Genomic DNA, 24,327 nt, shown 5'->3' with positions numbered 1-24,327 from the left:
AATGCGCCGCGCCGGGTGGAAAATTTGCGCGGCCGAATACAGACGCATGCCACGCGCCGACTATTTCGCGAGACGAGGTCTGCCGAGCCCGCTTTCTTCCCTCGGCAGGCAACCCATGGCGCTCAGATGCATCAGCAGACGGCCTACTGCCTCTTCGATCGACATCCGATCGGTTTCGATCATGACATCGGGGTCGAGCGGCACATCGTACGGTCCTGAAACACCCGTGAAATTGGGTATTTCACCGCGCCGCGCACGCACGTAGAGGCCTTTGACATCGCGCACTTCGCACACGGTCAGCGGCGCATTCACGAACACTTCGACGAAACCAGCGCCGACGATCTCGCGAGCCATGCGCCGATTCTCATGCTCGGGCGAAATCACCGCGGCAATCGCGATGAAGCCCTGTTGCATGACCAGCGCCGCGACGTGCGCGATCCGCCGCAGATTTTCGGCGCGGTCTTCGGGAGTGAAGCCGAGGCCTGCGGTCAGGCCGCGCCGCAGCACGTCACCGTCGAGCACGATCGAGGCGTGTCCGGCTTCCTTGAGACGTTGATGCAAGGCCTCGGCCACGGTCGATTTACCGGCGCCGGACAAGCCGGTCATCCAGATGACGGCTCCACGCGTTGCGCTCACGATTTCCGCTCCGTCCCGTTGGCCGCTGTCCCGGCATCTGCAAGAAGCGCCCGCCCCTGCCCGCTGACGCTGCCGGCGGGCGCCAACTCTGGCCCCAGACCGTCGAACAAGGGCTGCAGCAGCGCCTGCTTCGGCTGCCAGCGCTGCAGCGACGTCCTGTAGAGCGGACGGCGCACCTGTGCCGCGCTTGCCGTGTTCACCTGCCGCGTAGTCTCGTGAAACGCCAGACAGCGCTCGTCCCAGTCGAGCCCGCAATGCGCGAGCAGGCGGCGGACATTCCCTTCGAAATCGTCGATCAATTCTTCGTATTTGACTTCGATCATCGTGCCCTCGGGTAACACGCGTTGCCAATGGGCCATCAACGCGCCGTGCGCACGATAGTAGCGGCCCAGTTCACCAAGATCGTAGCTGAACGGCACGTCATGAAAAATTCGAGAAAAAATCGACAGACAAGTTTGCAATGGCGAGCGGCTGCTATGAATGAAGCGCGCATTCGGCAACGCCAGATGAATCAGCCCGACGTTGATGAAATTGAACGGGTATTTGTCGGTGAAGCGTGCGTAGCCTTGCGTTGCGTTTTGCATTTCCGGCAGTGACGTCCGCATGCGGCGCAAATAGTCGGCGCCGAGCGTGCGCAATTGCGCTGGGCCGACGCCCTGCAAGGCTTCGATATCGATACGCAAGGGATCGTCGAAATCGCGGCCGATGCAGTTCACCAACGCCTCGCCGAATTCCGTGCGCTCACCCGCGCCGAAAACCTGCGGATGACTCGCGAGAATCTGTTCGATCAGTGTCGACCCCGAGCGTGGCATGCCGACGATAAAGATCGGTGCGTCCGACGCATCGCCCTGACCGCGCCTCGCCGCCAGCACCTCTGAAGTCAGGAGTTCCGGCAAATGCGCGAACAGACCGAGCGACGCGGCTTCGTCATAACGCACGCCGGTGCGGTACAGCGCGTTGCCCTTCAGGAAGTGTTCGAACGACGCATCGTTGCGCCCCAAATCAGACAGCGCCTGACCATACGCGAAGTGGATCTCCGCCTGATTGGCGGGTGTCAACGAGGCGGCATCGCCGACGAGTTGCTCCAGCGCGGCGAACACCGGATCGTCGGCGCCAAGGCGTCTGGACTGCACGAAGTTGCGGTAGTACAGCGGCACCCGCGGAGCGGCCTCGATCGCGCGGCGATAGACTTCGTGAGACTCGTCGAAACGACCGAGAGACTGCAGGCAGTTGCCCATGTTGTTGTACGAACCATCGGCTTTGGGATTCAGCCGGACTGCTTCGCGATACGCGTCTACCGCCTGCTCGAGTCGATGCATCTGTTCGAGCGACCAGCCGAGGCCGTGACGCAAATCGGTGTTGCGCGGATCGAGCCCGATCCCTTCGTGATAGCGAACGACGGCTTCGGGAAAACGGTTCAGCGCAGCGAGCGTCGCGGCGAGACGCTCAAGCACGACGACATCAGCGGGATCGAGCGAGCGCGCTGCGTCGAAACATTGGAGTGCGGCCTCAAGATCGCCGCGAGCGGCACAGGCGTCGCCTTCGGCGCGCCATGCTGATGCGGTCGCAGGCTGTGGATCGTGCTTCATTGACGGCCAGGTTCTTGCAGGCTTCGCATCAAGCGGCCCGGGCAATGTGGAGTGCGTTCTTCTTCGTCCAGCGTCAGCAGCAGCATGAGTCTGGATTCAAAGGGAAATTGTCTGACGGGAAAGTATCAGGCGCGCCCTACAGTTACGTTGCGAAAATTTAACCAACTGTTACAGCACGATGAATCCGTCATAGTCTGGAAGGATCGCGTAACGGGCGACCGCTATGGCGTTGGGTTGCGGTGCATGCGTCGCGGAAGCCAGGCGGTAAATGCGGGCAGTAATTTGCGGACACAAATCCTGCTGAACTCCCGGGTGCGCCGTTTTTCTCATTCACATACGTGGGAGAAAATCGTGAGCAGGCTTATTGCATCAATCGCGATGTTAGCTGTGGCGGCAAGTCTCACCGGGTGCGTGGTCGCGCCAGGATACGACTATGCCTATGCGCAGCCCTATTACCCCGGCTACGGTTATGCCTACGGGCCGGCGTATGGACCGGCTTACGGTGCGGTCGACATCTGGGGTGGTTGGGGTGGCTCGTGCTGTTACTACCACGGGCATGGCGGAGGCTGGCACGGCGGAGGCTGGCATGGTGGGGGTTGGCACGGCGGCGGCGGCTGGCATGGCGGCGGGGGCTCCCACGGCGGCAGCGGGGGCAGTTCGTGGAGCAGCGGCGGCCATAGTGGAGGGCATGGGCATTGATGCGGTGAGCGGCAGTTGACCTGCCCTCGCCTTGCCCAATCTGCGGACCGAACGGGAGATTTTATGCCTTGCGGTAAAATCGGGTTTTGATTGATGCCGTCCGTCCGCCCCATGTCTTCAGCTCAAACTCCCAGTCCACGCCGCGTTTCCGTCGCGCCCATGATGGACTGGACCGATCGCCACTGCCGCTCGCTGCATCGCGTGATATCGCGTCATACGTGGCTTTACACCGAAATGGTCACCACCGGCGCGTTGCTGCACGGCGATGTGCCGCGCCATCTGGCGTTTACGCCCGAAGAAGCGCCGGTCGCCTTGCAACTCGGTGGCAGTGAGCCTGACGACCTTGCGCGCTCGGCCAAGCTCGGTGAGCAATGGGGCTATGACGAGATCAATCTGAATTGCGGCTGTCCGTCCGAGCGCGTGCAGCGCGGTGCGTTCGGCGCTTGCCTGATGAACGAGCCGAAACTCGTCGCCGATTGCGTGAAGGCGATGCGCGACGCGGTGTCAGTACCGGTGACTGTCAAGCACAGAATCGGTGTCGATGCGGTCGAGGAATATAGCTTCGTGCGCGACTTCGTCGGCACGATCGCGGATGCCGGTTGCAACGTATTCGTCGTGCACGCGCGCAATGCGATTCTCAAGGGCCTGAGCCCGAAAGAGAACCGCGAGATTCCGCCGCTTAAGTACGACTACGCGTATCAGTTGAAGCGCGACTTCCCGCATCTGGAGATCATCATCAATGGCGGCATCAAAACGCTTGATGAGGTAGAGACGCATCTTCAGCATATCGATGGCGTGATGCTTGGGCGTGAGGCATATCACAATCCTTATGTACTCGCAGATGTAGATGCACGCTTCTATGGTTCGACAGATGCACCGCTCACGCGCGAGCAGATCGAGGCAAAGCTGATCGAATATTGCGCGGCTGAAATGGCAAGCGGCACGTACCTTGGTTCCATCACGCGTCACGCGCTTGGCCTCTATCGTGGTGAAGCCGGGGCACGTGGATGGCGTCGCGTGTTGTCCGATAGCAAGCGTCTTGCGGCGCGCGATCTGACCATCTTCGATGAGGCAAGACAGCATCTGCGTGAGCCCGTCGAAATTTTTGAATAAAGGACTAGGCAAACGGGATTCTTGTTCGTATAATCTCGTTTCTTCATCGACGAGCCAAGTTTCTCAGCAATGAGTTGCCGGCAAGTCAAGCAGATGTCAGTGGTGGCTGTAGCTCAGTTGGTAGAGTCCAGGATTGTGATTCCTGTTGTCGTGGGTTCGAGCCCCATCAGCCACCCCAAAAGAATCAAGCGCTTAGCCCAGTCATTGCGACTGGGCTTTTTGCTTTCTGGAGTCCGTGTAGGCACCATGTAGGCATTTCCGGTCAACGCGTCGCCCGAAATTTTTGAGAGTGGGCTACGCGCCCGTAACCGACTTGCGGCCCATTTCGGCAGAGGTCATACCGAAGTGCTGCAGGTGTTTGACCGGCTCGAATGCCCCAACGATTTCAGCCGACGCAATTTTGCGCCAGCGAAATACGTGGACGAACAGGCAAACCGCGCCCCTTTTGCCGCATGACCAAAGACGGCTTTATGTTCCTCGCCATGGGCTTTACGGGCAAAGAGGCGGGCGAACGGGGTGTCGCCAATTTTGGCGACACCTCCTACGCCGATCCGCAAAACGGGCAGCCGCACTTGACGCTTAGCGAGATTGCCGTCGCGCTGTACGGCAAAGGGGGTGACCAAACTGCCCCTCCTTTTCGTGAGCGTTGCCGTAAAAGGGGGCATCAAAATGATGGACCCTTTGCGTGAGGTTTGCTGTTCAAGGGGGGGCGCAATTTGCAACGCCCTTGCAACCCAGCTTCGCGCGTCGCGGTCGCGGTCGCGTTCGGCAAACGTCACGACAACGTTTTGTGCGATATCCACGCGATGCGCGACAGCGAGCACGCGGAAATCCGCGAACACCATCGGCTCAATTTTGAGCAGACGGTCGAAACCCGCTTGAGCAGATGGTCGAAACACGCGCCAATCCTAGTGGGGGGAGCGCAACTTTGCGCAATGCTTTGAAATTAGCGGGGCAGACAACGACACTGGGGCTACGTCATACCAGCGGGTGAACGCCGGGACGATCCCGAATTCAGTCGGAAACGATGGACGGCGATACTGGACGATCAGGGCGTTTCTGTCAGGCGACGGGGGTACCACTGGAAGCAACTGAAGTATGATCACACGGCGCTTGAACCCGGCTTACCGCCAAAACCAACGCCATGACTAAAGACAAATACTCCCTCGCCGTGTTCCTGGTCCTAGCCGCTGCGATTGGTTTCTATCTGGCTACGGTCTACCAGACCGGAACCTTTCTCAAGGTCGCTAACGCGGTTCAAAGATGGTCTCTTTGGGGGTCTTTCGCTACCTGTGCCAGCGCCTTGTTTGCTGCATGCGCCGTATGGGTCGCGGTGTGGAGTTTTCACTCACAGGTACAGCAAAGCAAGATCACGCTCGGCGTAGAAGTGCTGATGAAGCTCAACGATGATTTCGACAGCCAGCGTATGCGAACCAAACGAGCGCTCGCTGCCAAATCATTGAAGGACCACCCCGGAGAAGGGACAGCAGATATCGATGCAGTACTGGATTTTATCGAAGGGGTCGCGCTTTTTGAGCGGCGGGGCGTAATCGAAACCGAATTCGTGTGGCATGACTTTTACGAATGGTTTTCGCCTTACTACCACCTCACCAAGACATACCGTGCGGAAGTACGTAACCGCGACTCAACGATATGGGTTGATCTGGAGGGGCTGTACCAGCGGGTAAGCCCATTTCAAGGTGCAGACCAACCCCGCCATCCGACGCCAGCCGAACTAACGGAATTTCTAAACGATGAGATTATGCTAGTAGATTGAGGTTAGGCTGGACCGACGTTGTATCAATTGCATTGGCGCAACACCATTAGACAAACCCACGGGCTGTGCGATGTGGGGCGCGGAAAGGCGGTCCTAGGCTCCCGTTCTCCGCGCAGCTTTCATCGCGGTGACCATCGGATGCAAAAACAAGAACGCGCCATCGGCAGCAAACTCATCATCCGGCTCGACTTCTTCCAGAATGGGCTTCGCATCGGCAGTCGTCCGACGAATATTCCAAGTAATTGCCGATAGTTCGTCTCTCACATCGCCTCCGATTACATGCAGCCTTTCGCCGACAATTGGCAGTTGCCGGAACGGAACATCCCCTCTACCTTTAAGGTCACGAATCCAGAATTCACAAACCCATACAAAACCGAAGGCCTTTAGGTAATTTGCCCGATCAGCTGCGTTACGCCAAAATATAAATTTGTCTGCCTGATCGGCAAAAGCGGCGGATATAAAATCAATCTGCTTCCATTTTTCGTCAAAAAGAAAGAGCATGGGAACATGATTTCTATATTGATCGAACGTAGCCTTCGCCAATTTTGCGATTAGCTCCACTGTTTCACGCACATTCCCCGGATTCCCGGTTTTTTCGAATTCATCTTTTATTTTCAATAATTCCGGTGAAGCCTTAAAATGTGGGTCTGCATCCATCCGGATGGTCTCCAGCTTGCCAAGCCCGGATTGCCCCATCTTGATGTATCTCGTGCGCGACACATCGTTCGAAGTTGGATCAAGCGCCGTAGGATGAGGAATTGACGTGTCCAGTTCGCCACCTAGATGAATCGCAAGATCACGGCACACCTCGTAAACTCGGCTATACACGTAGGTCATCACGTAGATTAACTCAACAGCAGGAAAGGAGTTAGCTACCCACCGCCGCTCGATCTTCAACACCGCCACATCGAGAGTAGCAGCGGGAAGCGCGGCCAAGGCATGACGGAGCAACTTTCCCGTATCGGCCTTTAGCAATTCTGCCTTGGTCGTCGATATTTCTATGTCTTCGGATGCATTGTGTGAGATCACAAGATCGACATGAAGGGCGCTAGCAAGATCTAGATCACCTTCTTTCTCAATGACATTTCTCGCGTCTTTCGCCCATTTCATCGCGGTATCTGCCGACCACGGAGCTACTACGTTGCTTTCGTACCAGCTTGCGTAATCAGGAATCTCCTTTTTATTCTTTTGAATAATGAAGGTAACTGTCCGGGAAGTCTGAAGAAATTGATTGGTGTTTCGCCGAAAGAGGTCGGGAGAAAAATAGGCATCCCCGCAATTTTTTAGAAGTCCGGAAAGATCCCGCAGTCGGCGTTCCCAAGGGTGCATTACATTTCCAGTCAGGTCGAAAATTTAACGGAGGCCAAGTTTCGCTCTGATAGCGATATCCCTGCAAACGACTGCAGCTGACGATCATAGCAGCAGAGTTCGCGCAATTGGCGGCGGTGCGCGGTGAGTCGTCCAGTCAAATGCATAAGCCCGCGCCGGTTCGCCCATGCATGACGCATCAACTACGGCGAGCTGGATAATTCGCTTTATTTGTCGGTTAAAATTGGCGTTCCCTAGTTGAATTACAGAGCACGCTATGGCGACTTGCGGCGATTTCGGCAAGACATTTACAGAAAACATGAGTGCGTTGGGCCTGCCTGCTCCCACTAGCCTGTTTGGCTCCATTCAGGCGGCGGCTTCGAATGTCGCCACGATGCTGGGCGCACTCAAGACGCTGGGACCGGGCGCAACCGTCGCAGAGTTGATCGGCGCGACAACAGCACTTGAGGCGCTATCGGTCGTCGGTGCATTGAGCGCATCGTTCTATGTAGGCGCGTGCATTGGCTCGCTTGTCGTCGCCGCGAACGCCGCCATGAAATGCACTAGCGGTGCTACTGCTGCCGCTACTGCACGGACTACAGCAGCCCGCGTTGGGCTGGTGATTCCCGATACGATGCTGGCGTTTATTCAGCGCCACCCCGAAGTGCTGATGGATAGTCCGTCACGCGGAAACTACGCGTTTCTGGCGTCTCGCCAGCGGGCGGCGGCATGAACTGGCTACTCGATAAAGCGGCGCTTCTGCTCGCTGCCATCGCGTGTGCTGGTGCCGCGTGGGGGCTGATTCACTACAGCGGCGAGTGGTTCTATCTGCTGCTGTTCGTTTTGGCGTTTGGCGGGTTGTTTGCCGATAACCAGCGACTACGGACGCGGTTGAAGGAACTCGGCGTAGACCCAAGCCAGCGCGACCCAAGCCGCCGCGCTCGTCGTTAAGGCCATCCGGTCAATTTCAATTGATTGCAGTCATGTATGGCGAATGCAGGGTGCGGCGTCTACGGTAACGTGTCAGTAGCAACCCCACCGACAAACTACGACCGGCTGAACAACGACTGGTTGAACATAATAGACAGGCCGACTTGCTTCCGCTGCTGCCGCTCCCGCCGCTACGGCTGCCGCGCCCGCGAGGAGACCCGATGCAATCGCATTCGCTGTCTGCGCTCGGCGGGCGGAATCGGCCTGGGCTGCTCCTGCGGTGGTGTAATACATATTCATTTCCGCGTTGCATTTGTCGCCCCAACTAGTCGGGTTCGCCTTCTTGCACTGCAAGAAGGCTTGCCGGTCTTCCTGAGCTTCTTTTTGCGCTTCCGTTGTGCAGCCGGCAAGTAGTCCAGCTACGAGCCCCAGGACAATAATCTTTCTCATACCGCCTCTCCGCCTTGTTCTTTTCTGCTGAAACAACCGCTCGGACAGTCGCCGCCCAACACGTACTAACGGCCCCGGTAGTCGTCATGCGTATTGGGAATTACCCTCTTGGATACGCGGCGGATGCTGCACCGGTCAGCATTGAACTGCTGTGCCAGAACAAAGCGAGAAGCTCGGACGAAACGGTTGGGCGGTAGCAGAAATCCAGCTTTTCGGATGGATATCGTTTCCACGCCGATGGCCTATGGGCGTAGCATCTGCCGAGCATCCAGATATACAGGTAGGTATCAATCTGATCGTGCTCGGTATCCGGCGGATACTGCCAGTTGTTGTGCTCCCATGTCCGAAGCCGCCCGCATGGCGGTCTATCGGACAAATAACCGTCTGCTTCGGATCGGTCCTTCATCAAACTTCCGAGTTCTGCCAGGAAGCGTCATTTGGCAAGTTTGCCGCATGGACATCGGTGCGACTGCTTCGCTCTGAAAGCCGCCGGTTGAGCGCAGGTAATGTGCATTCGTTATCGGCCAAAGCCGAAGCTCACTACCCTGGAGATCTACTGCCGCTTCACGACGCGATGCGGGCATTGAAGCGTGGATTCAGCGACCGGCGAAGGTAGCCCGCTGGAATGATTGTTAAGTGTCAGGTCGTAGTATTTCAAGTAAAGCACGTGGATTGTCCTTGAGATGAAGGGGCACGATGATCCTGTCGATATCAAGAAGGATTCCATCAGCGAAACCCCGGCACACCTCATCGAAGAGGTGCCACGCCAAGTCGGAGTAATGTCGCACTTGGGTGGACAGCCAAGACGCCGTATCCTTTCGCGATTGCTCCCGCGTTGCGTTGAGCTCTGTGTGACCAAGAACGTCGATCATCTTGTCTAGGAGCGTTAGCTTTGCCAGTTCAGGATCCGCCCGCCGATGGCGTCTCTTGTGAACGTGCGTACCGCGATCCTTAATCAGGGGAGCCAATTGCTCCTGCACGAACTCTGCGAGAGAGTCTCCTACTGTTACGACGAAATCCGTGAAGTCGGCATCACTCTTGTAGCGGCGCTGGATGAATTTGATGAGATCAAGCAACCTGCACTGAAAGATATATACCTCATTTAGATAGCTCTCCATCCAAAAAGTTACCGTTGCAGTATGTCGTTTCGGCTCGATGACGTCTACGGAGTTGGATGCAAGGTCTCGAATGAGATCGAGAGCCTGACATGACTGAATGCACTCGTAAAACAGATTCCAAAAGTCGCGCAAAAATCCAAATTCCCGAGACACCCCGACTGGGGAAAGTGAAAGTTCGGTATCCGAGGGCGTCTGAATCACCTGCATGCTGCGCTTCTTGGCCAACTCCCGATGAGCCTCATCGTTTTGCCACCGATCGATGGCTGGCGTTGCAAGAGCAGCCATGTAGCGCCGGACGTAGTGTGGTTGATCGCGTTCCAAAGGTCACCTACTGGTTGAAGTAACGGGGTAGGGTTAGCAGGTCCCTTTGCCCGAAGTAGCCAATATAGGCGTTTGGCGAAATATTTGTCTCACCTGTTTGCTCAATTATCTGTCTGTGTTGGCCAAACTGCCAGCTGTCTCGGCGTCGACATCGACGGCCGTTGTACCTCGAAGGACCATTGGCATGGTCTCGTAACGAACGACCGTAGTGGATGATCAAAGTCATTCGACCGCATGCATTGCAACGCGCTTGGCGCGCACAATTGCCGTTCGTGACATGTCCCCTTGGGGCGAAGTGTCGGTCGCCTACGCGGCGTCTTCGGCGTCTTGATCGAATATGGATTGAAGTGCGCAACCTCATCGCCGATCCAGTCGTAGAGCTGCGCGAATCGCCGTTACAACGGCTCGATTTCATTGCGCCCCGAACACCTCGGCGGCCGTGTTGGTCGCACCAAAGCCACCAGCATTGATCGGCACGATCCCCAACGAGCTGCGACGATCGGACGTTTCTACGTCACGTTTGAGGTGTAATGGAATAGCGAGGACATGGTATATCGTTACTTAGCTTTGCTATGACCCGCTACGAGGACGGGCTGCATGAGCTGTTCGGTAATCTTGAACTGCTTGAACGCCAGCCGTGCCTTGCGGATGTCAACGTTATGGCCTAGTTCTCCGATCCACTCCGCAACTTCTCGCTGTGAGGTTTCGCAGCGCACCCCAATGACCACTTCACGCAGCATCAAAAGCTCGCCAAAGTCGGCGTAGTAGTGTCCATCCTCGTCTTTATCTTGCAGTTCCGCCATCACCCGGTATTCGTTCTCGTATCGCCACGCTTCGAATTTCGTGAGCAGCATGGTCTTCACTATCTCGGGAGTGACGCCAGCGTTGTGCGCCGAAAGATCAATGTTGAAGTCCAGCCGGTTCGGCTCATAGCCAACCCGCATTGCGAGTTCGTCGGGAATGTCGAACCCGAGACAGATGCCATAGTGTTTCGCGCCGTAATGCGCCCACATGACCGGATTTTGCCAATCAGTCGAAAAGCAGATCACTCCACGCTGCTTAGACAGGTGCATGCGCAATACCTCGGCAACCTTTCGATGCTGGCGGCTCGGCAGAATATGAGGTAATAGCTCGAATGGATCATTGAGTTCCTCGAAGAGCGAGATTTTCATCCGGCGTTCTTCGATAGTCTTCTGCGCCCACTTTTCTGCAGTTAGATAGTAAAGCCGCATGCAGGTCACCCCGAGCGTGGTAGGTTCGCGTATTGTATCGACTCCCGCAGATACCAATGTCATTTACGGCGATGCGCGCGAACACCTAAAAATCCATGTCTGCCGCGCGATCCCAAGCCGCTTGTTCATGCTCTATGAATGCATTCATGTCCTCGACTGAGGTCATCGCGGCGGCGTAGGTGCCATTGGCGGCGTACGTCAGGACGATCGGCAATTCGGTATCGTGCAGATACGCTCGCGCAGGTTCACGCCCATCTGACCAAAGATAGGCAATAAATGAATCGATGAGGAGGAGCGCGTCCTCTTCTCGAAAAGCGATTCCAGCCCCTAGTCGGTATTTTCGGCTCCCCGCCTTATGAGGCAAAAACACGGGGACCGCGCCTGCGCCTGAATGAAATCGATAAGCTTCGCCCCGTTTTCCAAATGCACCATGCGCGGTGAAATTTCGTAGTTCGAAGCGGATTTCGCTTAGCTGATCAAAATACTGCTTAGCTTCCTTATCGCGCAAATCAAAGACCGCTCTGTATTTCGCCGACCATTCCGCCTGAGCCAAAACGGTGATTTCGTCAGCGGTCGTAGCGCGGCCAAGCAGGATTGCGATATGGATGAAGACGTGCTCAGTCCAACTGTAGAATGCATCAATGGCAGCAAGCGCCAGCCATCTGGCCTCTCGCCGCAACTGGGTGCTGACGAAGATCGGACCGACATAACGCTCCTTGCTCTCTTTGATTGCAATACGTTCACGGGTACGCGTCTGTGCCTCGGTTGCCTTTGCCTTGAAGCTCCCGGCTAAAAATTCGTAGCGATCAAACAGTTCGCTACTGTTGTTCGTCACGTTCACGGCGGAACGCGCGAGAGCCTGATCTGCTAGCCATTCGAAATAAGGCTGAGCGTTCTTTATCGCCTTTTTAATTCGAATAACGATCTCGCGGATCGCATCTTCTTTGCTTTCAACGTCATCTGCGAAGACGCCCAATCCCATTTTGCGATGCTCGATTAGGTATGTATGCCCCTTGTATTCAACCGGCACCGACCACGCCACCTTGTCACCCTGCCCAAGGTTCTGAAAGTCGAGCAATTCCACGAGAAGAAAATAGACTAGATAATATTCAGGTAAGGCGCGTCCGGCGTTGGATCGGCGGCCACCATAAAGAGCGCGAAAATCGGTAATTTGTCCTGGGCGAACTTCGCCCAAAGTTCGACGGGCCGCGTCTCGAACAGGAGTAAGTTCAGTCGGAAGCATATTCTTCTTGGTCATGGTGTGAGCGTGCCGGACGATCGCTGCATTACTATACGCCACGTGTTTCGTCGCCTCTGATCGTGGTGGGACCTAGAATTGGATGTGTCCGCAGGAAAGCCTCGACGCGGACAGAGGTCCCTACACCGCTCGCCGTTTTCCAGTGGGTCTTTTTTGGGCGAACGTATCAGGTCGCTGCCTCTGCACTCGACAGGTCACCTTGCAGCCCGACGATTTCGCGTAGCTCGATGCGCGAGCCGTCGACAGTGTTGCCGTCGATGATTACCCGGATGTCCACTTCGGCGGTTGTGAATGACGGCTACATGGCAGGGGCACTCCCGCCTATGAGTCGACACTCGGCCGGTCGCGATCGTCGCAGAACGGCCTAGCAGAGCCGTCTGGATTGATTGACGACGGAATTGACGCTACGTTCGGATTCTCCTATTGGTTATATTCGGCGCGACCCTGTTCAAATTTTTCGTCGTTTCGCGGATACCCCCTCGCTTGATTCTGCTGCCGAAAAAAATGACGCTCCCCCACGTTCACCGGCACTTGCCCGTCGGAGGTCCGAGGCCCTCTAGGGGTGCTTGGTCAGCGACCAAGTTCGAAAAATATGTTTTTCTCGTCGTTCACAAACCGCACTTTCTGACAAAAAATGAACCAAATAATTACCCCATCACAAGCCGTGCAGTTACTTCTTGAAGCAGCCGTTCCTGAACGTACTCCAGAGTTCCGTCGGCTTTGGAAGACTTACTCGCCTTCCGTCGAAATTGCGGGCGATACGCGCGGCTTTACCTTCAATGCGAACAAGCGTCGCATTCTTTTTCAACATAAAGCGCTCGACGTACTATGGATTATCGGTTTTTCGGCGTGGGAATCTATTGCAACGTACAGCCCAGCGATCGCCATCGCGCTTGGCACGTCGAAGCGCCTTGAGGATGCGTTGGGTGACGACGAAGAGCGTGGTCAGATTGAGATGCATTACAAGACAAGACTCGTGGCCGCTAGGGAGATCATTGAATCAAACGATACCGACCCGAGCGTTTGGCCGCAGGATGTTCCACAGCCTGGCCTAAACCGTTCGAGCGCCTCGATCGAGACAGCATCGGCTTATGACCTGACTTTGCTTGCGACTGCCTTCGTGCTATTTCACGAATTCCGACACGTGATGCTCGACCGGGATAGTCAACGGCCAGCCGATCCAGCGGAAGAAGAGTTGCTTTGTGATACTTGGGCCCGCGACTTCATGACGAATAAGCTCGCCGCCTACGCACAGGCGCATGGACACAGCTACTCTCAGGTACTCAACAAGCGTGCCGCTGCAATGGCGCTGGGCAGTTTGATGCTCCACGAAATTACGCCGATCGCCACGCACGGTGGCGTTCCATTCGAATATCCACCTCTTGCCGCGCGCATCAGAGCAATTACTGGAACTGTGACGTTGCCAGAGGACGCGACATACTGGATCTACGCAGCATGTCTGCTTGTTGGTGCGCTACGTCGTCAGCATCGGACCCTTGATATAGTTACCAACAGTCCGCGTAGATTGGTGGAATCGTTAATTGCGATGTTTGACTGATACATATCGAACCGCGCGCGGTTGATTGTTAATCGAAGAAAGCGCTCGTGCGAGTCTTCATTGCCGTCCGCGAATGTCTCACTAGCTTGATAAGGGACGCGCGCCGAACGTGAGCTTCACGCCGGTCGCTTGGACATATGGCGGAGTGCCGAAAGGGTTGGGCTGCATCGTTCAAAATACTTCCAGATGAGATGGACCGACTCCGAAGTCAGCTCTGTAGCACCGCATGTGGTTGCATTTTACGAGTACAACATGTTGATGCACTCGCCCCAGAAATATGCCTCCTATTTCGGACGAGGCAGCGCATGCCGGCGACGGTTTGTCGCCGGCATGCGCCGCCAAGCTGCGACTATTCTGCGTAGCCTGTAACTTCGGCCACGATATCGGAAAGCGGCTTCGAACGACGCAGGTCCCACAGTTTCACAGGAATAAATTCGAAGGCGAGTTGCAGCGCTGCTTCCACAATTTCCGCACAGCGCGACACCATTGCAACACTCGGCGTCCGGCCATCACGCGCCAGTTCACGAATCGACTGTTGCGCATCTGCGATCTGTTTGCGCGCGGAGCTGATGCCATCAAGATTCGAAGTCACCTTCTTGACGCGCTGGCCCAACCAGTTCCGGCCCGCAACTTCATCGACCCGAAAGGCGCTGCGCAGCAAATTATCCGCAAGGCTCAAATCGTCCAATGCATCTTCGAGCTCGGGCGGTGCAGCGCGCTCGAGTTCGGTCAAGATATGCTGCCGTTCGCCTGCCTTCATCATGGTTGCCATCACTAGACGTCCAGTTGTCTCTTTATCGAGACGGTCCGCTTCGCGATCTTCAGCCGCAGCCTTTTCACGAGCAGCGTGCACGCGAGCAGCTTCTTTCGCGAGGGTGGCAAGTTCGCGCTCCGGATTGGGCAGTGCATCAAGTTTTGCGGCCAGTTCCATGCGGCGCTTGTCGATTTCCACGCGCTGCCGCATTTTGAGTTCGTCAAGCAGCCCCGTCTCGTTGGCGAGCAATTCGAGTTCTGCAAGGCGTTCGGCCTGAGTTTGGTTTTGCGGTTTCATAGCTCAATCCTTTTCAAACGGATGGTAGTTACTGCAGGATAAGTAGGAAGCCACCTTCGGGCGGGAATTCGACGCGGAAGCGGGTATAGCTTACGGTTCCGTCCAGGCGGTCCTTCGGAATCAAAGCGAAATACTCCTGCTTGCGCCCATCCCAACTGAACTTTGCAAGCAATGATTTCGGTACCATTACAGTGTCCATAATTAGGCATCCTCTTCATTTATCGAACAAAACATCTACGATTGCTACATTACACGGGCTTTCTGGCTCGCGCTCCTACAAATCGTCTTGCATGTGGGAAAGGTCGCCGCCGCACATCGCGCGTTTCGCGCCGCTCGTCGTCGCAGCATCGTTGGGTTGAATCGCCTTTTGTCTGCGCTGCACGTGATACGCCGTCAGCGCGCCGTGCGCAACCATATCGAGCGCCGGTTTTGCATCACCGTTCTTATCGACCCATACCTTCGGCGTGAGCGCGCCGGCCAGCGCCACGGAATCGACGTCGTTGAGTGCCAGCAATGCGGCTTTCGCAACGGCGTCGAACGCGATGACGTTGACGAACAGTGATTCGCCATCGCCTGCGGCGGCACGCACCTTTGCCGTAACGAACGACTTGCCGCTGGCGCCCACGCGCTCCGTCGGCTTGCCGTACAACTTGCCCGCAATTAACCCATCAATCATTCGCATACTCCCCGTTGCGAGCTGCGCGCCGTTCCGGAAAAAACCTCACACAGAGAGGCACGCACAAAACACACACCCTTAAAGGGTGTTGTGTGTGTTGTGCGCACAAGCCGCACAAATGAACGATTTGTGCGGCTTGTGCGGGTCGTCAGTTCATCCATAACCACCCACCCCGCGCCTGGTAAATCTCCCCGTTACCGGTCATCGACGTAAGCGCCCGACGCACCTGGTATTCCCGTTGGTCGGGGCGACATAACAGGCGCTCGGCGATTACCGGCACGACGGCCTCAAGCTCGACGCAAGGACGGCCCGAAGGTGCGCCCGCCTTGTCGAAGTGCCTGGATTCGCTCAATAGCATGTCCATGACCGCATACACGAGGCGTTGCGTCTTGCCACTCGGCATGGGGCGCGCGACGGCGACGGTGCTTTCGTCGGGTGCGATGACGCAGGACGTAACCGATTCGCCGTCTTCATCCTCGCCAAGGTCCACGCGCAGCAGCGCGAAGCGATGCCGTTCCCCGTCAGGGCCTTCCTTAACCTTGGCATCCGACCATTCGCGGCGGTCACCATCGCGACGTACTTCAATCGCGGCGTCGAGCGCTGCAAACAGCGACGAGTGTCCGCGCAAGCCTTTGGACGTGTCCTTCCCCGTATGATGAACAACGAGAACCGTACAGCCGATCCGGTCTTTCAGCGTCCCGAGGTTGTTAATGACTTGGCTCATGTCGCGGCTGCTATTCTCATCGGCGCCGGGTGCGGCGCGATTCAACGTATCGAGAACAAGGAGGTCCGCGCCGCCGCCAGCCAGCACCGCACGAGCGAGGTCATCCACGTCGGACAGATTGCTAACGTTAAACGGCTGCATAATGAAGCGCAGGTCATCCGGCAGCGTGCGGCGGTTGCGCGCGCTCCATGCCTTCGCACGCTTGCTCAAACCCACCTCGCCTTCGAGCGCGACATACACAACCGGCGCGGCCGTAACGCGATGACCGAACCACTCACCGCCGCCCGCGATGACGGCACAAAGGTCGAGCGCGAGAAACGACTTGCCGGAACCGGACGGACCGAACAAGGCCACAAGCGAATCGGCGGGCACCACGTCGCGCACAAGCCAACGCAGCGGCGGCGCGTTCATCAGGTCATCAGCAGATTGCAGCCGGTAACGCATCGGCGGCACCTTCACCGCGCGCAACAGGTCGGCCAGCGCCTCAACGCCGTGCTCCGCTTAGTAGTCGTTCGCGTCGTAGTTGCCGGGCGCATCGGCGGGCATCGCCACCCACGTGCCGCCGATATCGCGGGCGATAGCTTCAGCGTCCGCTTCCTTGCCCCTGTCCGGGACAATCACGATGCGTGCCGCTGGGTAGCACTCGCGCAGCAGTATCGCCACCGTGCGAACGCGTCCGCAGCCGAAAGCCACCACGGCAGCGGCCTGATAGTCGGCTTTAGAGCACGCCCACGCCTGACCGATGCCTTCGACAACGTAAAGCGTCCCGTCCAGCACGATCTCGCCTACCACAAGCAAGCCATTACCGAACGATGCACCCGGGGCATTTAGCTTCTTCCCGCTGCCCGGCGCGGGAATGTATTGAATGGTCTGCAATGCGCCGTCCAGCGAGCGGACCGGCACGACCAGCCAGCCCGCCACGGGCTTACCCTGGATCGTCAGGGGGGCATCGGCCGGGACGACGCGCAATCCGTCAGGGTTGCCGCGCTTCGCCGCGATATAGGGATGTTGGGCGCTCGCGGGCTGATAGCTTGCGAACGCGGCAGCAACATCAAAGATCGGGTTCGAGACGGTTTTCGCTTTCGCCTGTTCGCTCTGCATCGGGCTCGACACGCGAGCGCCTTGCGCGCCGTTGGCGCGTGGTTGTGCATCATTCCAGCCGACGTCACGGGCCATCTTGAACAAGGTGCCAGGGCCGACACCGCCGTTCAGGTTGATGCTGCGCCACAAAGAGCGGGCGTCATGCTCGCCGCCATAGTTGCCGCCGGTCGCAGACCACGCCAGAAAGTCGTTTTCCGGCAGCCCCGCCGCTTTGGCGGCCATCGCAGCGCGCACCCACTGTTCACGGGCGCAACCGGCGTCGAGAGTGAAAAGTGCAGAGCGGGCGCGCTCGCTTTCATCGTGACCGTTTAACATGCGCCGCCCTCTGCGCGGTTGCGCAGCCAGCGAACAATCTTGCGGCAGTCGGCGTTGGAAAGGTGGTACACACCGCGCAGCACTTCGGTGCCGTCGGGGTCAATGTAAGGGACTTTGGGGCAAAGTACATTCAGGCCCTTCGCGCACAGCGTCGCTATCAGGTCGGGGCCGTTACTACATACCGCAATACTGTCTAGTTCCTCGCGCGGCATCGGGCGGAGTTGCAACGCCGCAACCGCGCGCAGATGACGCGGGTTATCGGTTCCGGTAAAGTCGCGTTGACGTTTCGCGCTCGATTGGCCTTTGGTCGGTTGGGCGTTTTTCTTTTTCATTAGCCTGCCTCTTCCACCAATTGCTCAAGGGAATCGGCGGGCCACATCAAGCGGCCGTTCGGCAGCTTGACCGGGCGCAGGCAGAAGTAAGCGCCGGTCTGGCAGTAGCGCTTGCGGATGGATTGCGGGCGCAGCGCCAGCAGCACCGCAAGTTCTTCGGTCGAGAGACGTGGGCGATTCTTCGAAATCGCCGCGAGTTGGTCGGTCGTCATCTTCGTATCACCGTCCCGCCGCGATTAGCGGCGTTGAGTTAAGGTGATACCGATTTTTTGACGAGTCTTTTCTTTCCCCGATAGATGCGGGCATTAGCGGGCGTTGGCGGGCGTTAGCGGGCGCGCGGATTCATCCTTTTCCGCAGCGCAGCCTTCGTAAACGATTTGCAAGGGTTTTCGCCGTCTTGATACAACACACCTTCGCCTTCCGCATAACCCGTCAGAGGCGCAGGACGCTCCTTCCGTTGGGCCAATTGGACCAACGCGGCCCACACTGACTGATAGTCGTCCGGCTCCGCTGCGCTCGCTTTTGCCATCCTGATAACGGCATCAAGAGCGTTCGTACGCCGCATCAATGAGTGAACCTTTCCATTGTTTGCCGTGCTGCCCACGGATGGCGCGGCGTCCAATAGCGTTTGCGCCCGCATCCCAGCATTGATGATTTCGGCATGGGCACGCAATGATTTCCAATCCTTACTGTTACCGATTTCCCCAACCAGGTCCCCGTTCTTGTAGAGTTCCCGAACGGCGTTGAGCGCTTCGCGGAATTTCTCCGCCGCCGGGTCGGCGTTAGCCTCTAAGCTTTCGACAAACCGGTCTAACTCCCAAAGGTTCGCGCCGTCGAAAATCTGGGTGCCCCTGTGAAAATCAGATCCAATCAAGATGGCAAGGCTTTGATTGTCCGGGTCGCGGTACAAATAGCCATTCTCCGTTTGACGGCGGTCAGCCGTGCGGTGGCCTATCCAGTGCGGTTCTTTTTCCATTGCTCGCGCCCTTCTTGCGCCGCCTTCAATTAGGATGCCCCCCCGGCTGGTGAAGGTGTCCGGCTTTGCGCTCCGTCGAGCGGGCAGGGGCAAAGAGAGTTTAGCGGGCTCGCGAGCGCATTGCGCGTCCGGCGCATGGGCGCGCTACTTGACGGCATGAAGCCCCGCTTGCGCGGCGCTCGCATCGAACTCGATGCCCGCCTGCTCCAGCAACCACGCTTCGATTCGGTCATGCCACATGCGCAGCAGGTCGAGCGGGCGGCGGCGGTAATGCTTCTCGGCGAGGGCGGAAGGCGCGTGACCCATGATTTGCGCCACGATCCCGACCGGCACTTCGACCCATTCGGCGAGCGTGCCGAACGAGCGGCGCAGGCCGTGCGGCGTCACGGGAGGGATTCCGACGAGTTGACAGACACGATGCAGCGCCCGGTTCGGGGCTGCCAGTCGTCCGTCTGCGGACGTCTTGCTCGAAAATACCCACGGCGACGGACGCCAGTATTCGCCACGTTGTTGCAAGCGGCGAAGCTGCCGAATGTTCGGCGGCGTATCGTTCAGGCGTTTCAGTTCGGCCAGTAGCGAAGCAAGGAAAGGCGTCAACGGAATCATCCGGCCCGTGTCCTCGACCTTGTCGGCAATGCTCAGACTGCGCCACTTAAAATCCACGTCGTCCCATTTGAGTGCCGCCATTTCCTCACGACGCGCGCCAGTAATCAAAAGCGCGATGAGATAGGTTGTCATGGCAGGGTTTTCGATTTGCCAGACGGCCTTGAACCACGCGGCGAGTTGTTCGCGTTGCAGGACATCGGCTTTAGCATGCCGCTTGGGTAAGGTGTCTTTTGCGATGCGAGTCGAGACCGCCTGAGCATCCACCAAGCCGCGATATTCGGGCTTCGATTCGCACCAGCCCGCGAAAATGCGTAGCAGATTGAAGGCGAGGCGGGCACGCGCCGGACGCTTCGCGGCTTCGGCTTTGAGCCAGGCGCTTATCCGGTCCGCGCTCAGGTCGGACGGTTTCAGCGGCATCAGCGGCGCAAGCGGCCCCGGTTCGGTCAAACCCTTGCCGCGCTTCTTCGGCTGTCCGCCAACACTGGAAAGGTCTACATGGTCGCGGTAGTGAAGCTCGCTCCATCTTGGGCGGCGTTCTTCGAGATATACCAACCATGCATCGCCCAACGTGACATCTTTTCGCCGCGCCTCGGCCTTTCTGGCTTCATGGGCGGCGCGCTCCCCGGCCTTGACCTCGCGCGGGTCTTTGCCGTCATCAATCACCGTCTTGAGCCTCGCGGCCTCGGTACGGGCCTTCCCCAGCGTCCACGCGCGAGCGTCACCAATAGTCAGGCGTACCGTCTTGCCAAACAGGCGCGACTCATAGACGTATGCCCGCGCACCCGCTGCCGTCACGCGCAGGCCAAAACCCGGCGTTTTCGCATCCCAATAAATGCTCTGTTTTTTTTCGGACTCACACTGAAACGATGCTACCCGGTCCGCTGTGAAATTCGTCTTGTTCATCGTTTGCCTCGATAAGGGCCGCATCCGTGTAGGCACCATGTAGGCAAATTATGAGGTAAACACTCAATCTCGGTCAATCTGAAGAAATGTGCTTGTTTCAATAAGTCATTGACTTTATTGAATTTAAATTGTCTGATCAATCTTGATCAACATCGGTAAACGCCTCTTGCGCAGGATTGTGATTCCTGTTGTCGTGGGTTCGAGCCCCATCAGCCACCCCAAAGAATTCAAGCAGTAAAAAGTTTGACCAAACGGCGTTGTGAGAAATCACAACGCCGTTTTTGTTTTACCTCGCGCTTTGCCACGCCGCGAGGGTTTCAATTGGGAAAGAGAAGCGGATCAAACCAACCGCACTTCCAGGCGCCTGCCAAGAACGGCGAATGCAGACTCGACCATCTCGATCTTCGATGAATGGCGGAAATTCAAAAGACGATCGACCTGCACCTGGTTGACCTTCAATCGACGCGCCAACTCCGCCTTACGCACGTTCTGTTGCAGCATTTCGTTTGCAAGCAGGACCTTCGAGGTCACGAGAGCAGGAAGCGTTACGACTCGCTGACCACGCTTTGCCTTCGACGGCAAAGGAATGAACCGCTTTTCCGAAAAGTAGATCTCAAGTGCGGCCTCCAGTGCGTCGAGGGCCTGCACGTCTGCATCATCTTCGTTCTCTCCAACGGTGATCGCTTCGGGCACGTCCGGAAACGTGACGAGGAGCGTGCCATTAGAATCCGGCGTCAGCTCGATGGGGTACGACAACATTACGGTTCTCCAGTGGGACTGCTTCAAGAAAAACACAAAGCCTGCGATTATCGGGAGAGGCCGTCCGCCTCTCCTGCTCATTTAATACCAAGCTGCCTCTTGATCGCCGCGACGAGATGGGTGCCCATTTCCTTGGCGCCGTGATCCGGGAAGATGGTTGTCTTGCCGTTGAGCGTGACCCGGTAGTGACTTGAGCCGCTCCTGTGCTTTTCAAAAGTCGCACCTTGTTTCTTCAGCCACTTCCTAAACTCGCTGTACTTCATGTTCCTCCTCTTGTTGAGCAAGACGAGGAAGAATACAACACAAATGTTGTATCAAAAAACTAAAAAACACAACATCTAAGTTGTATCTTTTTGGGACGTAAGCAGGGCACGAAAGGGAACATCGGGCTTGAGCAATAACTGCAAGCGGTATCGGCGTGCGCTGCGACCATGATGCAGCGGCGTGATACGAATCAGCGCATTTAATGGCCGGGCGGCAGGCATCCCAAGCGTCGAATACAAGCGCGGTTGGCTAGTAAACACCACCAATAACCCGCCCTCCCAACCGGGCCTTTGCCAGCCGAAAACGCTTGACAGACGGGGTCGGACCACGGCTGATGCCTGTCGCACAACCCTCCGCTCGATTATTTCAATACCGAGAATAGTAATTTCAGATTATCGGCACAAATTTTCAATAGTAGGGGTATACACTGCCTCCCATCGACGTTGCAGACACACCTCACCGGCTCCTGCGACGCCTTCCTGAATGAAATCGAAACTTATCGGAGTCACACCATGAAGACCAAGCTCATCGCCGCCCTGTTGGTTGCTGTTTCTGCCTCGATCGCTGCTCCCGCATTCGCTAGCGGCTACGGCCCGGCACCGTTCTACCGTCCGTCGGTCGGCGCACCGGCTTCGCAACAAGGTCAGAACGCGCAAACCGTTGCAGCTGAACGCGCTAATGCCGATTCGAATGCATACGGTGGCGTGAACACCGTGTCGTCGCAATCGGGTACGCGTGCACCGGCTGAATCGGGCCCGCAATCGGTTTTCTTCGGCCACTAATCGGTCGCCGTTGAAGGTTGCCGTTCACAAGACGGCCGCCGAACTGGGCGCCGCGCATGCAGCAATGCATGTCGGCGCCCAGTTCCGTTTACGGGGCAGCCGCTCCCGCGGCATCAAGGCACGCCCCTTTCGTCATCACGCCTCGCGCACCTCCTCTCTCGGCGCTTCAGAAAAACGAATCCGGTTACCAAACGGATCAATCGTCTCCAGCTCTTTGCCCCACGGCACCTCCTCAATACCCGGTTTCCCGTACTTGTAATCTTTGCGCTGAAGTTCGGCATGCAACGCATCGATGTCCTGCACCCGCACGAAAATCGTCGAGCCCGGCGTCGCGTCGCCGTGATGCTCGCTCAGATGCAAAATCAGGTCGGAGCGGCGCACCTGCATGTAGAGCGGAAAATTGGCCTCGAAGCGGTGTTCCCAGTCGACGGTGAAGCCGAGAAAGTCCACGTAAAACTCTCTGGCTTTCTCTTCAGAAAAGATGCGGATGATCGGAATGGCAGGCGACAGGTGCACAGCGGTCTCCAGCAAGGCGAAAGATCGTCAGCTTAATCGAATGCGCTTGCCGGCCCACGTGCTTGTGGCGCTTGTGGCTATGAGGCGAACCCGGCATCGATCGTTTCGCGCGCCGCCTTGAAGCCCGCGAGAGCCGCGGCATGCTCGGTGGACCACAGCGTGTCGATGTGCACAAGCCGCCAGTCAACGACCACCGCATCGTTGCGCAACACCCGGAAATGCGCTTTGACGCCGGTGAGCACCTGTTCAACCGCGACTTCAATCTCGTAGTCCTGATAGCGCTCCTGGTAGTCGCCCATGTCGAGGCCCTTCGGCTCCATGATCGCCTCCTTGGTGTCTTGCGTGCCCTTGAATGTTGGCGGCCATACTTTTCCACCGGGCCGTCGTTACGGCTCGGAGCATGCACCGGCCCACCCTCGCCTGACGATCAGTCGCAATCGCCAGAAAGGTACTGCCGGCCGCTACAGGTGATTTCGACTTCGCCGCCGCTTGCTTCTGCAGCGAGCCCGTTTGTCAGCAACTCCGCCGTGACGGATTGCTCAAACTTCGGCATGGGCTGTCCGACGCCGACAGCATTCAGGCGCCGCAACGCTTCAACCGCTTCCGGACTTAATGACTTCGACATGGCCGTCTCCGTCGTGGTGCTCAATTCATCCTAGCAAGTTTCGCGGATGCACGCAGGGGCGCGTCGAGGCATACGGGTTGCGTGCCGTACAGATGTGTCGCGTCAGCAAACCGGCAAGCGGTATCGGAAAGGAGGACGAGATGGAGCGAAACAGAAACAGAATGGCGGCGCTGACGGCGGGCGTCGCGCTCGCGATGTTTGGCGCAGTCGGCACGGCGGCGTTCGCACAAACGCCGAACCCGGCGCCAAAAACACCAGCGGCGTCGCAGAACGGCGGCGCCTCGATGGTCAAGCCGCCCGAGGCGGCCCCCGATTCAGGCGGTTCGAGCAATCCGGACAATATGCCCATCAAGCGTCCGCGCCAGGCGACCAACGACAAGATGATGCACGAGCCGCCCGCCAGCGGCGCCAACGCAAAATAGCGTCGGCGCGCATGACGGTACGAGCTGCGCGACCAGTGCAGTCGCGCTTACAGGCGCGCGATCGACACCTCCGTCGACTTCACCAGCGCGACCACTTCCGAGCCGACCTTCAGGTCGAGTTCGTCGACCGAACGCGTGGTGATCACCGAGGTGACGATACCGAACGGCGTCTCCACATCGACCTCGGACACCACCGACCCGCGGATGATTTCCTTGACCTTGCCTTTGAACTGATTGCGTACGTTGATTGCGGAAATGGTCATATCGAGTGACTCCAGAAAAGCGA

General features: G+C 57.5%; 31 protein-coding genes and 1 tRNA gene. 9 read left to right on the top strand and 23 right to left on the bottom strand.

Annotation, left to right across the window (positions count from 1 at the left end; all coding sequences use genetic code 11):
• Nucleotides 1-60: 60 nt before the first annotated feature.
• Both cysC and BM438_RS01585 read right to left on the bottom strand, forming a co-directional pair.
• Entirely contained in the window at nucleotides 61-636 is a 576-nt protein-coding gene (gene cysC, locus BM438_RS01590) for an adenylyl-sulfate kinase (protein ID WP_093632595.1), read from the bottom strand.
• Nucleotides 633-2,225 (bottom strand): tetratricopeptide repeat-containing sulfotransferase family protein, encoded by a 1,593-nt coding sequence (locus tag BM438_RS01585; protein WP_093632594.1) that lies wholly within the window; start codon nucleotides 2,223-2,225, stop codon nucleotides 633-635. Before BM438_RS01585 ends, cysC begins: the two co-directional genes overlap by 4 nt.
• Before the next feature lie 351 nt (nucleotides 2,226-2,576).
• Here BM438_RS01585 and BM438_RS01580 point away from each other — a divergent pair, with 351 nt between their 5' ends.
• The 3 genes from BM438_RS01580 (at nucleotide 2,577) to BM438_RS01570 (ending at nucleotide 4,215) form a co-directional block, all read left to right on the top strand.
• Complete coding sequence (locus BM438_RS01580) at nucleotides 2,577-2,924, top strand: hypothetical protein (RefSeq protein ID WP_093632773.1); 348 nt, start codon at nucleotides 2,577-2,579, stop codon at nucleotides 2,922-2,924.
• Between the two features lie 111 nt (nucleotides 2,925-3,035).
• Nucleotides 3,036-4,037 carry a tRNA dihydrouridine(20/20a) synthase DusA gene (gene dusA / locus BM438_RS01575; RefSeq protein ID WP_093632593.1) on the top strand — a complete coding sequence of 334 codons (1,002 nt, stop codon included), beginning with the start codon at nucleotides 3,036-3,038 and terminating at the stop codon, nucleotides 4,035-4,037.
• Nucleotides 4,038-4,139: 102 nt separating this feature from the next.
• Nucleotides 4,140-4,215, top strand: a tRNA-His gene (locus BM438_RS01570).
• Between the two features lie 157 nt (nucleotides 4,216-4,372).
• Here the strand turns inward: BM438_RS01570 and BM438_RS46060 are convergent.
• Nucleotides 4,373-4,936 carry a hypothetical protein gene (locus tag BM438_RS46060; RefSeq protein WP_244179217.1) on the bottom strand — a complete coding sequence of 188 codons (564 nt, stop codon included), beginning with the start codon at nucleotides 4,934-4,936 and terminating at the stop codon, nucleotides 4,373-4,375.
• A gap of 245 nt (nucleotides 4,937-5,181) precedes the next feature.
• Here BM438_RS46060 and BM438_RS01560 point away from each other — a divergent pair, with 245 nt between their 5' ends.
• Entirely contained in the window at nucleotides 5,182-5,814 is a 633-nt protein-coding gene (locus BM438_RS01560; protein WP_093632591.1) for a DUF4760 domain-containing protein, read from the top strand.
• Between the two features lie 93 nt (nucleotides 5,815-5,907).
• Here the strand turns inward: BM438_RS01560 and BM438_RS01555 are convergent, their stop codons facing one another.
• Nucleotides 5,908-7,143 (bottom strand): hypothetical protein, encoded by a 1,236-nt coding sequence (locus tag BM438_RS01555; protein ID WP_093632590.1) that lies wholly within the window; start codon nucleotides 7,141-7,143, stop codon nucleotides 5,908-5,910.
• Nucleotides 7,144-7,441: 298 nt separating this feature from the next.
• Between BM438_RS01555 and BM438_RS01550 the strand changes: the two genes are divergently transcribed.
• Together BM438_RS01550 and BM438_RS01545 are read left to right on the top strand one after the other, a co-directional pair.
• A complete protein-coding gene (locus BM438_RS01550) occupies nucleotides 7,442-7,855 on the top strand; it encodes a hypothetical protein (protein WP_208620593.1) in 414 nt (137 codons plus the stop codon).
• Nucleotides 7,852-8,073, top strand: coding sequence for a hypothetical protein (locus tag BM438_RS01545; protein WP_093632589.1), 222 nt, complete (start codon nucleotides 7,852-7,854; stop codon nucleotides 8,071-8,073). Before BM438_RS01550 ends, BM438_RS01545 begins: the two co-directional genes overlap by 4 nt.
• Nucleotides 8,074-8,145: 72 nt before the next feature.
• Here BM438_RS01545 and BM438_RS01540 read toward each other — a convergent pair whose 3' ends face one another.
• The 4 genes from BM438_RS01540 to BM438_RS46050 all read right to left on the bottom strand — a co-directional run bounded on the left by BM438_RS01540 (nucleotide 8,146) and on the right by BM438_RS46050 (nucleotide 12,431).
• Complete coding sequence (locus tag BM438_RS01540) at nucleotides 8,146-8,502, bottom strand: hypothetical protein (RefSeq protein WP_093632588.1); 357 nt, start codon at nucleotides 8,500-8,502, stop codon at nucleotides 8,146-8,148.
• 632 nt (nucleotides 8,503-9,134) lie between these two features.
• Nucleotides 9,135-9,905: a hypothetical protein gene (locus BM438_RS01535; RefSeq protein ID WP_093632587.1), complete on the bottom strand. Its 771-nt coding sequence runs from the start codon at nucleotides 9,903-9,905 to the stop codon at nucleotides 9,135-9,137.
• 593 nt (nucleotides 9,906-10,498) lie between these two features.
• Nucleotides 10,499-11,173, bottom strand: a complete 675-nt coding sequence (locus BM438_RS01530) for a DUF2971 domain-containing protein (RefSeq protein WP_167378281.1) — start codon at nucleotides 11,171-11,173, stop codon at nucleotides 10,499-10,501.
• A gap of 85 nt (nucleotides 11,174-11,258) precedes the next feature.
• Nucleotides 11,259-12,431: a hypothetical protein gene (locus BM438_RS46050; RefSeq protein WP_244179216.1), complete on the bottom strand. Its 1,173-nt coding sequence runs from the start codon at nucleotides 12,429-12,431 to the stop codon at nucleotides 11,259-11,261.
• A 634-nt stretch (nucleotides 12,432-13,065) separates the two neighbouring features.
• On the opposite strand from BM438_RS46050, the gene BM438_RS01520 reads away from it, so the two are divergent.
• Nucleotides 13,066-13,989: a phage exclusion protein Lit family protein gene (locus BM438_RS01520; protein WP_093632585.1), complete on the top strand. Its 924-nt coding sequence runs from the start codon at nucleotides 13,066-13,068 to the stop codon at nucleotides 13,987-13,989.
• A 349-nt stretch (nucleotides 13,990-14,338) separates the two neighbouring features.
• On the opposite strand, the gene BM438_RS01515 is transcribed toward BM438_RS01520, so the two are convergent.
• The 11 genes from BM438_RS01515 to BM438_RS01475 all read right to left on the bottom strand — a co-directional run bounded on the left by BM438_RS01515 (nucleotide 14,339) and on the right by BM438_RS01475 (nucleotide 21,695).
• Nucleotides 14,339-14,992, bottom strand: a complete 654-nt coding sequence (locus BM438_RS01515; protein WP_143131630.1) for a hypothetical protein — start codon at nucleotides 14,990-14,992, stop codon at nucleotides 14,339-14,341.
• Between the two features lie 76 nt (nucleotides 14,993-15,068).
• The gene (locus BM438_RS45300) at nucleotides 15,069-15,239 is read right to left on the bottom strand and encodes a hypothetical protein (protein WP_167378280.1); all 171 of its coding nucleotides are present in this window, start codon (nucleotides 15,237-15,239) and stop codon (nucleotides 15,069-15,071) included.
• Nucleotides 15,240-15,314: 75 nt separating this feature from the next.
• Nucleotides 15,315-15,716 carry a single-stranded DNA-binding protein gene (locus tag BM438_RS01510; RefSeq protein ID WP_093632583.1) on the bottom strand — a complete coding sequence of 134 codons (402 nt, stop codon included), beginning with the start codon at nucleotides 15,714-15,716 and terminating at the stop codon, nucleotides 15,315-15,317.
• 148 nt (nucleotides 15,717-15,864) lie between these two features.
• The gene (locus tag BM438_RS46045; RefSeq protein WP_244179215.1) at nucleotides 15,865-16,884 is read right to left on the bottom strand and encodes an AAA family ATPase; all 1,020 of its coding nucleotides are present in this window, start codon (nucleotides 16,882-16,884) and stop codon (nucleotides 15,865-15,867) included.
• 57 nt (nucleotides 16,885-16,941) lie between these two features.
• Nucleotides 16,942-17,856, bottom strand: coding sequence for a PriCT-2 domain-containing protein (locus tag BM438_RS46040; protein WP_244179214.1), 915 nt, complete (start codon nucleotides 17,854-17,856; stop codon nucleotides 16,942-16,944).
• On the bottom strand, nucleotides 17,850-18,188 hold the full coding sequence (locus tag BM438_RS01500) for a hypothetical protein (RefSeq protein ID WP_093632582.1): 339 nt from the start codon (nucleotides 18,186-18,188) through the stop codon (nucleotides 17,850-17,852). The genes BM438_RS46040 and BM438_RS01500 overlap by 7 nt, the downstream gene beginning before the upstream one ends.
• Entirely contained in the window at nucleotides 18,188-18,400 is a 213-nt protein-coding gene (locus BM438_RS01495) for a DNA-binding protein (protein ID WP_093632581.1), read from the bottom strand. The genes BM438_RS01500 and BM438_RS01495 overlap by 1 nt, the downstream gene beginning before the upstream one ends.
• Before the next feature lie 113 nt (nucleotides 18,401-18,513).
• Nucleotides 18,514-19,164 (bottom strand): hypothetical protein, encoded by a 651-nt coding sequence (locus BM438_RS01490; RefSeq protein ID WP_093632580.1) that lies wholly within the window; start codon nucleotides 19,162-19,164, stop codon nucleotides 18,514-18,516.
• A gap of 144 nt (nucleotides 19,165-19,308) precedes the next feature.
• Nucleotides 19,309-20,673 carry a tyrosine-type recombinase/integrase gene (locus tag BM438_RS01485; RefSeq protein ID WP_093632579.1) on the bottom strand — a complete coding sequence of 455 codons (1,365 nt, stop codon included), beginning with the start codon at nucleotides 20,671-20,673 and terminating at the stop codon, nucleotides 19,309-19,311.
• Between the two features lie 339 nt (nucleotides 20,674-21,012).
• On the bottom strand, nucleotides 21,013-21,432 hold the full coding sequence (locus BM438_RS01480) for a type II toxin-antitoxin system HicB family antitoxin (RefSeq protein WP_054034585.1): 420 nt from the start codon (nucleotides 21,430-21,432) through the stop codon (nucleotides 21,013-21,015).
• A 77-nt stretch (nucleotides 21,433-21,509) separates the two neighbouring features.
• Entirely contained in the window at nucleotides 21,510-21,695 is a 186-nt protein-coding gene (locus BM438_RS01475) for a type II toxin-antitoxin system HicA family toxin (RefSeq protein ID WP_054034691.1), read from the bottom strand.
• 513 nt (nucleotides 21,696-22,208) lie between these two features.
• On the opposite strand from BM438_RS01475, the gene BM438_RS01470 reads away from it, so the two are divergent.
• The gene (locus BM438_RS01470; protein WP_093632578.1) at nucleotides 22,209-22,478 is read left to right on the top strand and encodes a hypothetical protein; all 270 of its coding nucleotides are present in this window, start codon (nucleotides 22,209-22,211) and stop codon (nucleotides 22,476-22,478) included.
• A 135-nt stretch (nucleotides 22,479-22,613) separates the two neighbouring features.
• Here BM438_RS01470 and BM438_RS01465 read toward each other — a convergent pair whose 3' ends face one another.
• The 3 genes from BM438_RS01465 to BM438_RS01455 all read right to left on the bottom strand — a co-directional run bounded on the left by BM438_RS01465 (nucleotide 22,614) and on the right by BM438_RS01455 (nucleotide 23,619).
• Nucleotides 22,614-22,994: a glyoxalase superfamily protein gene (locus tag BM438_RS01465; RefSeq protein ID WP_093632577.1), complete on the bottom strand. Its 381-nt coding sequence runs from the start codon at nucleotides 22,992-22,994 to the stop codon at nucleotides 22,614-22,616.
• 77 nt (nucleotides 22,995-23,071) lie between these two features.
• On the bottom strand, nucleotides 23,072-23,314 hold the full coding sequence (locus BM438_RS01460; RefSeq protein WP_093632576.1) for a DUF6566 family protein: 243 nt from the start codon (nucleotides 23,312-23,314) through the stop codon (nucleotides 23,072-23,074).
• A 107-nt stretch (nucleotides 23,315-23,421) separates the two neighbouring features.
• Nucleotides 23,422-23,619 carry a hypothetical protein gene (locus BM438_RS01455; RefSeq protein ID WP_093632575.1) on the bottom strand — a complete coding sequence of 66 codons (198 nt, stop codon included), beginning with the start codon at nucleotides 23,617-23,619 and terminating at the stop codon, nucleotides 23,422-23,424.
• Between the two features lie 140 nt (nucleotides 23,620-23,759).
• Between BM438_RS01455 and BM438_RS01450 the strand changes: the two genes are divergently transcribed.
• Entirely contained in the window at nucleotides 23,760-24,041 is a 282-nt protein-coding gene (locus BM438_RS01450; protein ID WP_093632574.1) for a hypothetical protein, read from the top strand.
• 47 nt (nucleotides 24,042-24,088) lie between these two features.
• Here BM438_RS01450 and BM438_RS01445 read toward each other — a convergent pair whose 3' ends face one another.
• Nucleotides 24,089-24,304, bottom strand: a complete 216-nt coding sequence (locus BM438_RS01445; RefSeq protein WP_054034589.1) for a TOBE domain-containing protein — start codon at nucleotides 24,302-24,304, stop codon at nucleotides 24,089-24,091.
• Nucleotides 24,305-24,327 lie beyond the last annotated feature (23 nt).

This window comes from Paraburkholderia aspalathi (assembly GCF_900116445.1).
Taxonomy (GTDB): domain Bacteria; phylum Pseudomonadota; class Gammaproteobacteria; order Burkholderiales; family Burkholderiaceae; genus Paraburkholderia; species Paraburkholderia aspalathi.
This window is presented reverse-complemented; position numbering and strand designations above follow the sequence as displayed.